At 57.9% G+C, this 14,949-nt stretch carries 13 protein-coding genes; 2 read left to right on the top strand and 11 right to left on the bottom strand.

All coding sequences use genetic code 11. The features are described 5' to 3' along the window. Positions 1-75: 75 nt before the first annotated feature. The 4 genes from ACEQWH_RS06040 to ACEQWH_RS06025 form a co-directional block, all read right to left on the bottom strand. Positions 76-1,215, bottom strand: coding sequence for an alpha-D-ribose 1-methylphosphonate 5-triphosphate diphosphatase (locus tag ACEQWH_RS06040; RefSeq protein ID WP_370228884.1), 1,140 nt, complete (start codon positions 1,213-1,215; stop codon positions 76-78). A 15-nt stretch (positions 1,216-1,230) separates the two neighbouring features. Beyond that, complete coding sequence (locus ACEQWH_RS06035; RefSeq protein ID WP_370228883.1) at positions 1,231-1,965, bottom strand: esterase/lipase family protein; 735 nt, start codon at positions 1,963-1,965, stop codon at positions 1,231-1,233. A gap of 119 nt (positions 1,966-2,084) precedes the next feature. Then, complete coding sequence (locus ACEQWH_RS06030) at positions 2,085-4,433, bottom strand: Tex family protein (RefSeq protein WP_370228882.1); 2,349 nt, start codon at positions 4,431-4,433, stop codon at positions 2,085-2,087. 164 nt (positions 4,434-4,597) lie between these two features. Next, entirely contained in the window at positions 4,598-6,880 is a 2,283-nt protein-coding gene (locus ACEQWH_RS06025) for an adenosylcobalamin-dependent ribonucleoside-diphosphate reductase (RefSeq protein WP_370228881.1), read from the bottom strand. 224 nt (positions 6,881-7,104) lie between these two features. Between ACEQWH_RS06025 and ACEQWH_RS06020 the strand changes: the two genes are divergently transcribed. Continuing rightward, positions 7,105-7,536 carry a DUF1489 family protein gene (locus ACEQWH_RS06020; RefSeq protein ID WP_370228879.1) on the top strand — a complete coding sequence of 144 codons (432 nt, stop codon included), beginning with the start codon at positions 7,105-7,107 and terminating at the stop codon, positions 7,534-7,536. Here ACEQWH_RS06020 and ACEQWH_RS06015 read toward each other — a convergent pair. Together ACEQWH_RS06015 and ACEQWH_RS06010 are read right to left on the bottom strand one after the other, a co-directional pair. Continuing rightward, positions 7,533-8,315: an alpha/beta fold hydrolase gene (locus ACEQWH_RS06015; RefSeq protein ID WP_370228877.1), complete on the bottom strand. Its 783-nt coding sequence runs from the start codon at positions 8,313-8,315 to the stop codon at positions 7,533-7,535. The genes ACEQWH_RS06020 and ACEQWH_RS06015 overlap by 4 nt on opposite strands. A 9-nt stretch (positions 8,316-8,324) precedes the next feature. Continuing rightward, on the bottom strand, positions 8,325-8,924 hold the full coding sequence (locus ACEQWH_RS06010) for a 2-hydroxychromene-2-carboxylate isomerase (protein ID WP_370228875.1): 600 nt from the start codon (positions 8,922-8,924) through the stop codon (positions 8,325-8,327). A 102-nt stretch (positions 8,925-9,026) separates the two neighbouring features. Here ACEQWH_RS06010 and ACEQWH_RS06005 point away from each other — a divergent pair, with 102 nt between their 5' ends. After that, the gene (locus ACEQWH_RS06005; RefSeq protein WP_370228873.1) at positions 9,027-10,034 is read left to right on the top strand and encodes a ribose-phosphate pyrophosphokinase; all 1,008 of its coding nucleotides are present in this window, start codon (positions 9,027-9,029) and stop codon (positions 10,032-10,034) included. Between the two features lie 88 nt (positions 10,035-10,122). Here ACEQWH_RS06005 and ACEQWH_RS06000 read toward each other — a convergent pair whose 3' ends face one another. The 5 genes from ACEQWH_RS06000 to atpA form a co-directional block, all read right to left on the bottom strand. Next, positions 10,123-10,470 carry an H-type lectin domain-containing protein gene (locus tag ACEQWH_RS06000; protein WP_370228872.1) on the bottom strand — a complete coding sequence of 116 codons (348 nt, stop codon included), beginning with the start codon at positions 10,468-10,470 and terminating at the stop codon, positions 10,123-10,125. Positions 10,471-10,574: 104 nt separating this feature from the next. Beyond that, positions 10,575-10,973 (bottom strand): F0F1 ATP synthase subunit epsilon, encoded by a 399-nt coding sequence (locus ACEQWH_RS05995; RefSeq protein WP_370228871.1) that lies wholly within the window; start codon positions 10,971-10,973, stop codon positions 10,575-10,577. Between the two features lie 55 nt (positions 10,974-11,028). Then, positions 11,029-12,453, bottom strand: a complete 1,425-nt coding sequence (gene atpD, locus ACEQWH_RS05990) for a F0F1 ATP synthase subunit beta (RefSeq protein WP_370228870.1) — start codon at positions 12,451-12,453, stop codon at positions 11,029-11,031. Positions 12,454-12,469: 16 nt separating this feature from the next. Continuing rightward, positions 12,470-13,345 (bottom strand): F0F1 ATP synthase subunit gamma, encoded by an 876-nt coding sequence (locus ACEQWH_RS05985; RefSeq protein ID WP_370228868.1) that lies wholly within the window; start codon positions 13,343-13,345, stop codon positions 12,470-12,472. Positions 13,346-13,357: 12 nt separating this feature from the next. Further along, positions 13,358-14,896, bottom strand: a complete 1,539-nt coding sequence (atpA, locus tag ACEQWH_RS05980; RefSeq protein WP_370228866.1) for a F0F1 ATP synthase subunit alpha — start codon at positions 14,894-14,896, stop codon at positions 13,358-13,360. Positions 14,897-14,949 lie beyond the last annotated feature (53 nt).

Raw genomic sequence — 14,949 nt, 5'->3', positions numbered from 1 at the left:
GGACGCAAAATGGGCCACGCAAATCGCGTGACGCCTGCACAATAACGGCTTGATCTGGCGGCGCTTTATGCGCCGCTAGGCCAGAAACCTCTCAGCGACGCCCCCCGCCAGATAGGTGATCCGCCCTCGGGCCATTGTCGCCTCGATCTGACGCGGTTGCGCATCCAAAATCACCAGATCCGCGCGCAGACCGTCTTGCAGCCTGCCTCGATCCGTCAGTCCCAGAATTTGCGCGGGTCCAGCACTGACGAGGTGCCAAGCTTCGGCCAGCGAAACCACGCCCTCGTCCACCAGCCGAAATACAGCCTGCTTCATGGCCGGATAGTGATAGTCACTTGCCAAGGCATCGCAAAGCCCGCCCTCGATCAGCTCTGCTGCGGACAAACGGCCGGAATGCGATCCACCGCGCACGACATTCGGAGACCCGAGGATAACTTGGCCCCCAGCCGCGCGATGGGCTTTTGCCGCGTCGACACTGACCGGAAATTCCCCGATCAGGGTGTTCATGGCCTTGAACGTGGCGACATCCTCGGCGGTTTCCGTATCATGCGCGCCCAATCGCACGCCTCGTTCTGCCAAACGCGCCGCCAGTTTGGGCAGGGCTTCGGCCACGGCATCCGATTGCCCGTGTAGATCTTTCAACAGCTCCAGATGTGCCTCGGGCGAGCGCCCGCTTTTCAACGCCTGCCCCGTCAACCGCGGCGGCTTTTTGCCTTTGGCCAAGGCCGCATGCGGCAGGTGATCGTTGAACACCACGTAGGGCACATCATATCGCGCAACCAAATCCTCAAACTCTGCATATTGCGCCAGTAGATGCGTCTCAAACCGCAGCTGCACCCGGGTGTCTGTCAGCATCTTGCTGTCCCTGTGGGCCGCCAGAAACCGCGCCGCGAAGTCCGTTCCCCGCATACCGCCTTCCCAACTAAAGAACTGAGCCAGAACCGCCGTGCCCACACCGTTTGACGCCAGTTCCGCATCCGTCGAGGCAAGCCCCTGCCCCAGATCTTTCAGCACGCCCCTGCGCGGGGCAAGGTGGCGTTCAAACCCGTCGCCGTGAATATCCACGAAGGCCGGGCAGATCATGTATCCGCTAAGGTCAACCTCTCGTGCATCAAGCTGCGCCTGCAAGACACCCTCGGCCACACACAGATCGCGCGACTCAAGCCCATTAGGGCCAAGAACGTCAGCCCCGACCAAACGCCGCGATACACTCATGCTGGCCTCCTCAGCCTAATCCAGAGCGTTTAATACAGCGTCCCCGATGGTTTTGGAAAGCGTTTTACTGTGATCAAAAGCCCCATCGCGCAGAAAGGTTTTAACCTGTGCAATCACCAAAGGGTTGTTCATCATAAAGGTGTGGCTGGTGTGGATCACAATATGATCTGACATGCCCGCAACCTTGGTGGATCTGACCGACACCTTGCCGTCATCCCTGCCGATCACCAGGGCGGAATAGACCGGATTAAGCGACACATCCCCGGCGATCACCCCCAGCGGAAATGTCACCTCGGGCAAAGTCGTCGTGACGCCTGTGGTGCCCAACTCCATCCCCGCAGGGCCGTTCAGCCATTCAAACAGATCCAATTCCCCAAAGGTATCCACGATCTCGGACCCGTGGTTGGGAGGCCCCAGCATCACCACATGGCCAAGGCTGTCCATGTCGTGGTCAACAAGCCAGCTGCGCAACAGGATCCCGCCCATGGAATGGGTGACGACATGGGTTGTGCGCGCACCGCAGGCGGCAAAGGCCTTGGGCAAAGTCGCCTCGGCCAGGGCGCTGACCGTGTCTGTGGTGGATGGATAGGCCTGATTGACTACGTGGTAGCCTTCGTTGGAAAGCGCCCGCTCCATCACCAGAAAAGAGGCATCCGTGCGGGCCAGCCCATGCAGCAACAACACGCAGTCCTCTGCGCGGGCCGGAAGCGCTGCCAGACAAAGCGCGATCGCTGAAATCCAGATCCTCATGCCTCCGATCTAACCATGAATCTGGCTGGCGCTACCCCTTTTACGCGCTTCCCAAGCGTCAATCACGGCCCTGCCCTGCTGAGTGGCGAAATTTTAAGCGGCGCAAACCATGCGGCGCCTTAAGGTTTGCGCATCGCGGCTTTCAACGCATCGCCCAGCGCGCCAAGCCCAGCATCCGCAGCGGGCCGCGTCCCTTTTGGCGGCCGTGGCGAAGATGTCTTTGCACCTGATTTCCTGCGTGATTTTCCATGCGGCTTTTTTGACGTCGCACCGGCTGTGCGGTCAGCTTTGCCGCCCTGCGCCGCCGCATCGCCGCTGCGCATGGACAGGCCAATGCGTTTGCGAGGGATATCGACCTCGGTGACACGCACTTTGACTACGTCTCCGGCTTTCACGATGTCATGCGGGTCTTTCACGAACCGATCGGCCAATTGGCTGACATGCACCAGACCGTCCTGATGCACCCCGATATCCACAAAGGCCCCAAAGGCCGCAACATTGGTCACGGTGCCCTCAAGCCGCATGCCGGGTTTCAGGTCTTTGATGTCCTCGACACCTTCGGCAAAGCTTGCGGTTTTAAAGGCAGGGCGCGGGTCGCGGCCGGGTTTTTCAAGCTCTGACAAGATATCACGCACCGTGGGCAGGCCGAACTGATCGCTGACAAAATCCTCGGCCCGCACGCCGCGCAGCGTGTCGGGTTTTCCCATGATGTCGCGCAGATCCCGTCCGCAAGCCTGCGTGATGCGGCGCGCCACGTCATAAGCCTCGGGGTGCACAGATGAGGCATCCAAAGGCTCCTCGCCGTCTCTGATGCGCAGAAATCCTGCGCATTGCTCAAAGGCCTTCGGGCCGATACCCGCAACTTTCAGCAAGGACTTGCGCGAGGCAAAGGCGCCTTGTGCATCACGATGCGCCACAATCGCCTGCGCCGACGACGCGCTCAGCCCCGCCACATGCGCCAAAAGCGGAGCAGATGCGATGTTCAGATCCACACCCACCGCGTTCACCGCGTCTTCAACAACAGCTTCAAGCGCCTGCGCCAAACGTCGTTGATCCACGTCGTGCTGATACTGCCCGACGCCGATGCTTTCGGGGGTGATTTTCACCAGTTCTGCTAGCGGATCCTGCAACCGCCGCGCAATGGAAACGGCCCCGCGCAGGCTGACGTCCAGATCTGGAAATTCCTGCGCCGCAAGTTCTGACGCGGAATAGACCGAGGCCCCGGCCTCGGATACCACAACGGATTTGGGTTTAGCCCCCTCGATCAACCGCAGTGTATCCGCGACCAGTCGATCTGTTTCACGGCTGGCCGTGCCGTTGCCAATCGCGATCAGCTCGACGCCATGCCGTTTGACCATCTCGACAATCTTGGACTGCGCGCCACGCACATCCATGCGCGGCTGGAATGGATAGAGCGTCGCGGTTTCCAAGAGCTTGCCCGTGTCATCAACAACCGCCGCCTTAACACCCGTGCGAATGCCCGGATCCAGCCCCAAGGTCGCGCGGCTTCCGGCAGGCGCCGCCAACAACAGGTCTTTCAGGTTGCGCGCAAAGACCGCAATCGCGTCCTCATGCGCGCGGCGGCGCAGGTCGGTCAGCAGGTTGACATACATCGACAGCGACAGCTTCACCCGCCACGCCCAACCAGCGGCCTCGCGCAGCCATTGATCGCCGGGCCCCTGCCCCAGATCTCCGATTGCCTGACAGACAATGCCTTGCGCCCGCTCCTGGCCCTCGCCAGCCTCGGGTTCAATTGCGATGGTGACGATTTCCTCTTTCGCCGCCCGCAAAATCGCAAGCGCGCGGTGGGCGGGAATGTCGGCCCATTTCTCGGAGTGGTCAAAGTAATCAGAGAACTTTTTGCCCGCGTCTTCCTTACCCGGCAAGACCTGCGCCGAAATCTTGGCCTCGCGCATCATAAATTCCCGCAAGGCTCCAAGCAGTTTGGCATCCTCTGACAGATCTTCGGTCAGAATATCGCGCGCGCCGTCCAGTGCAGCCTTCACGGTGTCAACTTCTGTGCTCAGATACCCCTCGGCCAGAGCCTTCGGGTCGCTGGCTGGCACATCGCGGATCGCGTGCAACAAAGGTTCCAGACCGTTTTCCCGCGCAATCATAGCTTTGGTTCTGCGTTTGGGCTTGAACGGCAGATAAATATCCTCAAGCGTTGATTTCGTCTCGGCCGCTGCGATCTGACGCCCCAAGGCCTCGGTCATTTTGCCCTGTGACTTGATCGTATCGACAATGGTTTGCCGACGCGCCTCAAGCTCGCGCAGATAGGACAGCCGGTCGCCCAATGTGCGCAACTGCGTGTCGTCCAACCCGCCTGTGACCTCTTTGCGATACCGCGCCACAAATGGCACCGTAGCACCGCCATCCAGCAGATCGATGGCGGATGTGACCTGTTCAGGTCGTGCGGCGATTTCAGAGGCAATAATCTGAGCAATACGAGAGTCTGCTTGGGGCACTCAATATGTCCTTATGTCGAATTTTTGCGGACGCCGACGCACCCCAGCAAAAGCAAGGCACGCGCATGTCCGGTGGGGATGCCATGTGGGTCTGACCCACGCGAAACAAAGCGCAGAACGCCCCTTCCGCATGGGTCAATCACCGAAGTGGATCGCCAACTAGGTTAGCCACATTTGCTATAGCCGCAGCTGGTGCAGGTCATGCACCCTTCGACCATTTGCAAGGTAAAATCACCGCAGGACGGACAGGCTTTGCCGCGGCTCGGCTCGCCCACCGCGACGACCTGCGCCTTGGGGTCTGTTTTCAAACCCATACCTTCGCCTTCGATAAAGCCCGTTGCGATCATGTGTTTTTCGATCACGCCGCCAATCGCGGCTAGGATCGATGGAATGTACTTGCCTTCCATCCACGATCCGCCACGCGGATCAAACACCGCTTTCAGCTCTTCGACGACAAAGGACACATCGCCACCGCGACGGAACACAGCCGAAATCATCCGGGTCAGGGCCAACGTCCAGGCGTAATGCTCCATGTTCTTAGAGTTGATAAAGATCTCGAACGGACGACGATGCCCGCCCATCACCACATCATTGATGGTCAGATAGATCGCATGCTCGCTGTCGTGCCATTTCAACTTATAGGTCGCGCCTTCCAAAGACTGCGGTCGCTCGAGTGGTTCAGACATATAGATCACTTCGCCAGTGTCCGCGACGTGATCTGCGGGGCTCTCGCCCGGGGCTTCTTCTGCGGTTTCGCTGACGGTCAGAACCGAGCCAGTGATGTCGTTTGGACGATAGGTCGTACAGCCCTTACAGCCTGTATCCCATGCCTGCATATAGACGTCCTTAAAGGCATCAAAGCTGATGTCTTCGGGGCAGTTGATGGTCTTGGAAATAGAGCTGTCGATCCATTTCTGCGCAGCCGCCTGCATCCGAACATGCGCTTGAGGCGCCAGCGTCTGCGCGTTGACAAAATAGCTTGGCAACTCTTTGTCGCCGAACTTGTCACGCCACAGTTTCACAGCATAGTCCACGACCTCTTCTTCGGTGCGCGAGCCGTCTTTTTGCAGAACTTTGCGGGTATAGGCATAGGCAAAGACCGGTTCGATGCCGGAGCTTACGTTGCCTGCATACAGGCTGATGGTGCCCGTTGGCGCGATCGAGGTCAGCAACGCGTTGCGAATGCCGTGCTCGGCAATCTCGGCTTTCAGATTATCATCCAGATGCTGCACCAGACCACCGTTGACATATTTCTCGGCATCAAACAGCGGGAAGGCACCCTTTTCTTTCGCAAGCTCCACCGAGGCTTTGTAGGACGCATGCGCAATCGCTTTCATCCAGGTTTCGGTCTGGGCGGCTGCCTCTTCGGTGCCATACTCAAGACCCAACATCAGCAAAGCGTCCGCCAGCCCTGTCACCCCAAGGCCGATCCGGCGTTTGGCCTGCGCTTCTTGGGCCTGTGCCTCGAGCGGGAATTTGGACGCATCGACCACATTGTCCATCATGCGCACGGCCGTGGTGACCAAGTCAGTCAGCGCTGTTTCGTTCAATTCTGCGGCGGCTTCGAACGGATCGGTCACCAACCGTGCCAGGTTGATCGACCCCAGCAAACACGCCCCGTAAGGCGGCAGAGGCTGTTCACCGCATGGGTTGGTCGCCGCGATCGTTTCACAATAGCTTAGGTTGTTGGACTGGTTGATCCGGTCGATGAAAATCACACCCGGCTCGGCCTGATCATAGGTGTTCTGCATGATCTTGTTCCAAAGATCGCGCGCGTTCACGGTTTGATAGACCTTGCCCCCGAACACCAGCTCCCATGGACCATCGGCCTTGACCGCTTCCATAAAGGCGTCGGTCACGAGCACGGACATATTGAACATACGCAGCCGTGCTGGATCGGATTTGGCGGTGATGAACTGTTCTACATCCGGGTGATCACAGCGCATGGTCGCCATCATCGCCCCGCGACGGCTGCCCGCGGACCTGATCGTGCGGCACATCGCATCCCAGACATCCATAAAGGACAATGGACCAGACGCATCGGCCGCTACGCCCATCACATCCGCACCACGCGGACGAATGGTCGAGAAGTCATAGCCGATCCCGCCGCCCTGCTGCATCGTCAGCGCGGCCTCTTTCAGCATGTCAAAAATACCGCCCATACTGTCAGGTACGGTCCCCATGACAAAACAGTTAAACAGGGTCACCTGACGCGCTGTGCCCGCCCCTGCTGTGATGCGACCCGCAGGCAGATATTTGAAATCCTCCAGCGCCGCATAAAACTTGTCTTCCCACGCGGACGGATCCTTTTCCACCTTCGCAAGATCACGCGCGATCCGGCGCCAACTGTCCTCGACAGTCTGGTCAATCGGCGTGCCGTCCGCTTGTTTAAAGCGATACTTCATATCCCAAATGCTCTCAGCGATAGGGGCAGCGAAACGGCTCATAGGTGTTTTCCTTGTTAGGTAGAAGGTGTTCAGAATAGCCTGAACGGTGTCTTTTTTCTAGGTCACTCAGATTATCGAGAGTCGTAGGCCACAGCAAGCGAAAACACAACATATGGTATGTGGTTTTTTCAGCCCAACAAAATAAGGAGTAAATTTGATCCGAAGCCCGTTTGACCTTCGCGGCGATTGCGCTAATTTGTCGTGGAAGAATCTGGGGAAAACCTGTGACTAAATTCGTAAACCTCGTCAAGCTGTCTGTTGGAACCGACTCGGTCGACTCACTGGATGCGTGGCAAAAAATGCGGGCAACAGAGCTGCCCAACAGCCTGCCACGTCACGTCACCCGCATGTGGCCCAAGCGCGAAGCCGAGGTGCTGAATGGGGGCTCGATCTATTGGGTCATCAAAGGGTCAATTCAGGCGCGCCAGAAAATTTTGCGACTTGACGAAGTGATCGGCAGCGACGGCATACGCCGCTGCGCCATTGTCTTGGACCCCGAGCTGATCCGCACGCAATCCACCCTGAAACGCCCCTTTCAGGGCTGGCGTTACCTGAAGCCAGAAGAGTCTCCGATGGACCTGCCCAAAGGACGCGGCCAAGAAGAGCCTTTGCCAACTGAACTGGCCAGCGCCCTGGCTGAAATCGGCGTGCTTTAATCTGCCCGCGCGATATTTTCCGCGAAAGCTGTGGCAACCAAATGCGGGTGGGTGATGACTCCCATATGCCCCACGCCTTCAAGTGTCAGACGCTGCGCGCCCGGAATCTTGTCGGCAATCGCGTTCTGCACCAAGGGCATCGTCGGATGCGACAAGGCGCCATCCATCACGAGCGTCGGGCACGAAATCTCTGAAAGGCGTGGAATATACCCGCCAACGTCGTCCAACAGCGCATGTTGCGCCGCCAGAACCGCCGGCATCAACTCTGCGAACTGCGCGCGCTGCGCCTCGGGCAGATCATGCCACCGGCGACCATCGCCCCAGCTGCGCACAAACAGCCGCGCGCCCTCATCGGCGCGACCCTGATCGACCAGAGCAGCCACCTCGGACATTTCATCGCGATAGGCCTGCACGTCCAACGCCCCCCAATCTGCACCGGCGGCAAAAAACACCGGCTCATACAGCGAAAGGCTTCGAACCATGTCAGGGCACTCAATCGCCACCCGCAGGGCGACATAGCCGCCAAAGGAATGACCCATCAAATGCACCGGATGGGTCAGCGCATCTTTGACCCAGCGCACGGCGGTGTCTGCATAATCCTGATCGCCCGACCAAATCGGGCTTTTGCCATGTGACGGCAGATCCATCGCCAGAAATGGCAGGTTGAGAGACGCATGCTCCGCAACCCCTCGCCACGCACCGCTATGGGCAAGCGAACAATGGAACGCCAACGCCTCTGGTCGCGCCTCGCCAAAGGCGCGCCAATATGCCTGATCCATGGTTATGTCCTAGAGTTTGCCCGACAGATGCAGATCCAGCTCTTCAAGGCGATCCTGCCCCCAGAACCGCGCACCATCGTCAACCACATAGAATGGCGCGCCAAATGCACCTGCATTCACCGCATCCTCAAGGTTCTGCGCATAGGTGTCAGCGCCTTCCAGAAGGCCCGTTTCCGCCAGCGCCGGATCAAAGCCCGCCGCGCTGAGGCACTCACGGATCACCGCGTCCTCGGCGATGTTCTTTTCCTCGGCCCAAACCGCGCGCGTAAAGCCATGCGCCAGGGCGCCCAAATCGCCGCCGCCCGCATTTTGCGCCGCGATCAACGCATAGGACGAAGGTGCCATATTCGTCGGCCAATGCGCAGGTTTCAAATTGAACGCCATGCCCAGTTTCTTGGCCTGTCGCGGCAGTTCCTGTGCACGATATTCCTGACGCGAGACATGCCGATCTTTGGGCGCCTGCCCACCTGTGCGCGCAAACTGCTGCATGATATCGAGCGGCTTATAGGTGATCGTCGCCCCATGTTTCGCCGCGATCTCTTCTAGCCGCGTGCCGGCCAGATAGGTGAAGGGGGAAATCGTTGCGAAATAATAGTCGATATGTGGCATTTAGCTCTCCTGTTAGCGCAGTCTGCTTTGCCAAATGCTAACCACATGTTAAGGCGTGCGCAACGTCACGAATCTGTCATCTGACCTCGGGGAACAGCCTTAATGCCGACCACCATGGAACCCAAACTTATCACCGGAAATGCGAACCCGCCTTTGGCCAAAGCCATTGCGCGTCGCATGTCCATTCATCGTAACCTGGGACTGGTGGATGCACGGGTCGAACGGTTCAACGACGGCGAGATTTTCGTCGAAGTGTTCGAAAACGTCCGCGGCGAGGATATGTTCATTATCCAGCCAACGTCGAACCCCGCCAATGACAACCTGATGGAACTGCTGATTATGGCCGACGCGCTGCGCCGCTCGTCTGCCAAACGCATTACGGCCGTGATCCCCTACTTCGGCTATGCCCGTCAGGACCGCCGCGCTAAGGCCCGCACCCCGATTTCCGCAAAACTGGTCGCCAATATGCTGGTCGAAGCCGGAGTTGAACGGGTTCTGACCATGGATTTACACGCTGCGCAGATTCAGGGGTTCTTCGATATTCCGGTGGACAACCTCTATGCCAGCCCAATCTTTGCGCTGGACATCATGCAGCAATTCAAAGGCGCGATGGACGACATCATGATCGTCTCGCCTGACGTCGGCGGCGTGGCGCGCGCGCGCGAGCTGGCGAAGCGGATCAACGCGCCGCTTTCGATTGTCGACAAACGTCGCGAGAAACCCGGTGAAGTGGCCGAGATGACCGTGATCGGGGACGTATCAGGCAAGAAATGTATCATCGTGGACGACATGTGCGACACCGCGGGCACGCTGTGCAAAGCCGCCGAGGTGATCCTAGAGCACGGCGCGACCGAAGTGCATGCCTATATTTCACATGGCGTCATGTCAGGCCCTGCGGTGGATCGCGTGACCGCCTCTGTGATGAAGAGCCTTGTGATCACCGACACGATCAAACCTACCGAGGCCGTGAAAAACTGCACCAACATCCGGGTGCTGCCAACGGCGCCGATCTTTGCCCATGCGATCCTGAACATCTGGAACGGCGCATCGGTCAGTTCGCTGTTTGAAACCGAAACGCTGGAAGCCTCTTACGAAGGGCTTTTCGGCTAGGTCATGCCATCGGGGGGCTTTGCCCCCCGTCGGAATTCCGTGAATTCCGCCTTCCCCCAGGATATTTCAGCAAGAGAAAAAGGGCGCGTCAGACGTCCCAGTTGTCTTCGTCTTCAACCTCGCCAAACGCGATCCAGCTCATGCGCACGCGGGCGACCTGGGTGTCCTGCCAGGTGCGAAACACAAGATCAAAGCCGGTTTCGTCGATGGCATCTGCACTCAGATCAGCGCGAATATTGGCGCCATTGCTGACATCCCAAAGCGACAATGACACATGCACGGCGGGCAGGTTCAGATAGGGTTCGCTGAAGGTAACCCGCTTGCGCCGTTCGCGCGGACCAGAACTGACCCACATATCGCCGCCGGTGTCATAATCTGAAAACAGCTGGTCTTCGCCCTGGTCGATCCCCAGGGACTTGCCTCGGAATTTTTTCATATCATCCCCACTTACCCAGCGAGGCCTAGCGCATTTTAAGGGGCAGTGTAAATAGAAACGGGCCCCGTGAAGTCTCACGAGGCCCGCGTCTAAATCTTAGAAAATCAGATGCTTAGAGCAGCTTTCAACGCTTCCATATCCGCAAGGGTCTTTGCCGCCGCGTCTTTGGTTTCGGCAGAGGCGCTTTCGGCCGCTGCTGCTGCTGTTGCGATCAGACCGTCGATCAGCTCGGCAGTGACATCGCCAGTTGGGATGGCTTGCTCGGCCAGAACGGACGTGCCGTCTGCGGTGATTTCCGCAAAACCACCGGTCACAGCATAGGACTGAGTTCCGCCCTCTGCTTCTACGCTCAGGATGCCTGGGCGCAGGGTGGTGATGGTTGGTGCGTGATCAGGCATCGCGGTCATGTCACCATCTGCACCTGGGATTTGCACGGCTGAGGCTTGCAGGGATGCAAGCGCGCGTTCCGGGCTGACCAGATCAAATTGCAAGGTGTTTGCCATTGAGGCCTCCTTTCAGAGAGGCTCTGCACTCATGGCGCAGAGCCGGATCTCTTAATTAAGCGGCTTCCGCAGCCATTTTTTCGGCTTTCGCGATCACTTCGTCGATGCCGCCAACCATGTAGAAGGCGCCTTCTGGCAGGTGATCGTATTCGCCGGCAACAACCGCTTTGAACGACGCGATGGTGTCTTCCAGAGGAACCTGTACACCGTCGGAGCCTGTGAAGACCTTCGCAACGTCGAATGGCTGAGACAGGAAACGCTGGATCTTACGCGCACGCGCAACGGTCAGCTTGTCCTCTTCAGACAGTTCGTCCATGCCGAGGATCGCGATGATGTCTTGCAGAGATTTGTAACGCTGCAGGATACCTTGAACCTCGAAGGCCACGTTGTAGTGCTCTTCGCCCACAACGGCTGGGTCCATCAGACGGCTGGAGCTGTCCAGTGGGTCAACCGCAGGGTAGATGCCCAGCTCGGAGATCGCACGGTTCAGAACCGTGGTCGCATCCAAGTGCGCAAAGGTGGTTGCTGGTGCAGGGTCGGTCAAGTCGTCCGCTGGAACGTAAACCGCTTGGATCGAAGTGATCGAGCCGTTCTTTGTGGATGTAATCCGTTCCTGCATCGCACCCATGTCGGTTGCCAGTGTTGGCTGGTAGCCAACCGCGGAAGGAATACGACCCAGAAGCGCAGACACCTCAGAACCCGCCTGAGTACAGCGGAAGATGTTGTCAACGAAGAACAGAACGTCGGTACCGGACTGGTCACGGAACTGTTCCGCCAGGGTCAGACCTGTCAGAGCAACACGTGCACGCGCACCTGGAGGTTCGTTCATCTGGCCATAAACCAGCGCAACCTGAGATTCCTCGAGGTTGTCAGGCTTAATAACGTTGGATTCGATCATCTCGTGATAAAGGTCGTTACCTTCACGTGTACGCTCGCCCACACCCGCGAAAACGGAGAAGCCAGAGTGCACTTTCGCGATGTTGTTGATCAGTTCCATGATGAGAACGGTTTTACCAACACCCGCACCACCGAAGAGACCAATTTTACCACCCTTCGCATAAGGCGCGAGAAGGTCGATAACTTTGATGCCTGTCACAAGGATCTCAGACGCGGTGGACTGCTCTTCGAACGCAGGCGCCGGCTGGTGGATCGCACGGGATTCAGTCGCGTTGATCGGAGCGCCTTCGTCCACTGGCTCGCCCACAACGTTCAGAATACGACCGAGTGTTGCGTTGCCAACTGGAACGGTGATCGGACCGCCTGTGTCGGTGACGGCTGCGCCGCGTACCAGACCTTCGGTCGCGTCCATTGCGATACAACGAACAGTGTTTTCGCCCAGGTGCTGGGATACTTCCAGAACCAGGTTCTTTCCATTGTTGTCTGTGTTCAGAGCGTTCAGGATTTCCGGCAGGGAATCTTCGAACTGAACGTCGACAACGGCGCCGATGACCTGTGTCACCTTACCTTTTGCATTTGCCATGTTACGTCTCCGGTTCTTAGAGCGCTTCAGCGCCCGAGATAATTTCAATAAGCTCGTTGGTGATCACAGCCTGACGCGAGCGGTTGAACTCGATGGTCAGTTTGTCGATCATTTCGCCAGCGTTGCGGGTTGCGTTGTCCATTGCGGACATCCGCGCACCTTGCTCTGACGCGCCGTTTTCCAGCAGAGCAGCAAAGATCTGAGTTGCGACGCCGCGCGGCAGCAGGTCGGCCAGAATGGCCTCTTCGCTGGGCTCGTAGTCATACAGAGTATTTGCGCCCTCATCCGCATCTGCCTCAAAGGCCGCTGGGATGATCTGCTGAGCAGTTGGGATCTGGGACACTACGTTCACGAACTTCGCGTAGAAAATCGTTGCAACGTCGAATTCACCGCCGTCAAACCGTGCCAGAATGTCCCGCGCGATATCCTGCGCGTTGTCATATCCGATGCGTTTGACTTCAGTCAGATCCACATGGCCAACAAAGCTGTCACCAAGGTCACGCTTGATTGCGTCGCGGCCTTTTTTGCCAACGGTCAGAATCTTGACGGTCTTGCCCGCAGCTTTCAGCTCTTCGGCTTTCGCACGCGCCAGCTTGGCGATGTTTGAGTTAAAGCCACCGCACAGGCCACGTTCTGCAGTCATCACCACCAGAAGGTGGATCTGGTCAGAACCGGTGCCCGAAAGCAGCTTTGGTGCAGAGTCGGAACCGCCAACAGAAGCCGCCAGACCACACAGAACGGCATTGAACCGTTCTGTGTATGGCCGGGACGCCTCTGCAGCTTCCTGCGCGCGGCGAAGTTTCGCCGCGGCAACCATCTGCATGGCTTTTGTGATCTTCCGCGTGTTTTTCACGCTGTCGATCCGGTTTTTAAGGTCCTTCAGACTAGGCATTGTCTGAACTCCTTATGCGAAGTCTGCGGCGAATTCGTCGAGCGCTGCTTTAACTTTATCTGCGGCGTCACCTTTGATCTTTTGATCTTCTTCGGTGATCCACTTGAGCAGGTCCGCGTGCTTGCCACGCAGGTGCGCCAGCAGGCCTTGCTCGTAGCGGCCAACGTCTTTCACGTCGACTGCGTCGAGATAGCCGTTGGTGCCTGCGAAAATCAGACAAACGATCTCAGAGTTGGTCAGCGGCGAGTACTGTGGCTGTTTCATCAGCTCGGTCAGACGCGCACCACGGTTCAGCAGCTGCTGAGTTGCGGCGTCAAGGTCAGAACCAAACTGCGCAAACGCGGCCATCTCACGATACTGCGCGAGGGACAGTTTAACCGGACCTGCAACAGAAGACATCGCTTTGGTTTGTGCCGAGGACCCAACACGGGAAACCGACAGACCGGTGTTCACCGCTGGGCGGATACCTTGGTAGAACAGTTCTGTTTCCAAGAAGATCTGACCGTCGGTGATCGAGATCACGTTGGTTGGAATAAACGCGGAAACGTCACCACCTTGGGTTTCGATGACTGGCAGCGCGGTCAAAGAGCCTGCGCCGAAGTCTTCGTTCAGTTTCGCGGAACGCTCCAGCAGACGGGAGTGCAGATAGAAAACGTCACCTGGATACGCTTCACGTCCTGGTGGGCGGCGAAGCAGCAGGGACATCTGACGATATGCAACCGCTTGCTTGGACAGGTCATCATAGATGATCAGAGCATGCTTGCCGTTGTCACGGAAGTATTCCGCCATCGCAGTCGCCGCGTAAGGTGCAAGGAACTGCATAGGCGCTGGGTCAGATGCGGTCGCAGCCACAACGATCGAGTATTCGATCGCGCCAGACTCTTCCAGCTTCTTCACCAGCTGTGCAACTGTGGAGCGCTTCTGGCCGATCGCAACGTAAACGCAGAACAGCTTTTTGCTGTCGTCGTCGCCCGCTGCGTCGTTATAGGATTTCTGGTTCAGAATGGTGTCCAGCGCAATCGCGGTTTTACCAGTCTGACGGTCACCAATGATAAGTTCCCGCTGGCCACGGCCGATTGGGATCATCGCGTCAACGGACTTCAGGCCGGTCGCCATTGGTTCGTGAACGGATTTACGTGGGATAATGCCAGGCGCTTTAACGTCCGCAACGTTACGTGCGGCTGTTTCGATTGGGCCCTTGCCGTCCAGCGGGTTGCCCAGACCGTCGACAACGCGACCCAGCAGCTCTGGGCCAACTGGAACGTCAACGATAGAGTTGGTGCGCTTAACAGTGTCACCTTCTTTAATGTCACGGTCGGAACCAAAGATAACAACACCAACGTTGTCGCTTTCCAGGTTCAGCGCCATCCCCATGATACCACCAGGGAATTCGACCATCTCACCCGCCTGAACATTGTCCAGACCATATACGCGGGCGATACCGTCACCGACGGAAAGCACACGGCCAACCTCGGCAACTTCGGCTTCCTGACCAAAGTTCTTGATCTGGTCTTTCAGGATTGCCGAGATTTCGGCTGCTTGGATACCCATTATCCGACCTCTTTCATTGCATTCTGAAGGGAATTGAGCTTGGAGCGGATCGA

It is taken from the genome of Cognatishimia sp. (genome assembly GCF_964229375.1).
In the GTDB taxonomy this organism is placed as follows: domain Bacteria; phylum Pseudomonadota; class Alphaproteobacteria; order Rhodobacterales; family Rhodobacteraceae; genus Cognatishimia.
The sequence above is the reverse complement of the archived record's forward strand: the minus strand, read 5'-3'. Positions and strand labels throughout refer to the sequence as shown.

Excerpts from the sequence above, each read along its gene's own strand:
- ACEQWH_RS06040 (WP_370228884.1), bottom strand. The coding sequence starts at position 1,215 with ATGAGTGTATCGCGGCGTTTGGTCGGGGCTGACGTTCTTGGCCCTAAT.
- ACEQWH_RS05995 (WP_370228871.1), bottom strand. The coding sequence starts at position 10,973 with ATGGCAAACACCTTGCAATTTGATCTGGTCAGCCCGGAACGCGCGCTT.
- ACEQWH_RS06025 (WP_370228881.1), bottom strand. The coding sequence starts at position 6,880 with ATGAGCCGTTTCGCTGCCCCTATCGCTGAGAGCATTTGGGATATGAAG.
- ACEQWH_RS06015 (WP_370228877.1), bottom strand. The coding sequence starts at position 8,315 with ATGGATCAGGCATATTGGCGCGCCTTTGGCGAGGCGCGACCAGAGGCG.
- ACEQWH_RS06035 (WP_370228883.1), bottom strand. The coding sequence starts at position 1,965 with ATGAGGATCTGGATTTCAGCGATCGCGCTTTGTCTGGCAGCGCTTCCG.
- ACEQWH_RS06010 (WP_370228875.1), bottom strand. The coding sequence starts at position 8,924 with ATGCCACATATCGACTATTATTTCGCAACGATTTCCCCCTTCACCTAT.
- ACEQWH_RS05985 (WP_370228868.1), bottom strand. The coding sequence starts at position 13,345 with ATGCCTAGTCTGAAGGACCTTAAAAACCGGATCGACAGCGTGAAAAAC.
- ACEQWH_RS06000 (WP_370228872.1), bottom strand. The coding sequence starts at position 10,470 with ATGAAAAAATTCCGAGGCAAGTCCCTGGGGATCGACCAGGGCGAAGAC.
- atpA (WP_370228866.1), bottom strand. The coding sequence starts at position 14,896 with ATGGGTATCCAAGCAGCCGAAATCTCGGCAATCCTGAAAGACCAGATC.
- atpD (WP_370228870.1), bottom strand. The coding sequence starts at position 12,453 with ATGGCAAATGCAAAAGGTAAGGTGACACAGGTCATCGGCGCCGTTGTC.
- ACEQWH_RS06005 (WP_370228873.1), top strand. The coding sequence starts at position 9,027 with ATGCCGACCACCATGGAACCCAAACTTATCACCGGAAATGCGAACCCG.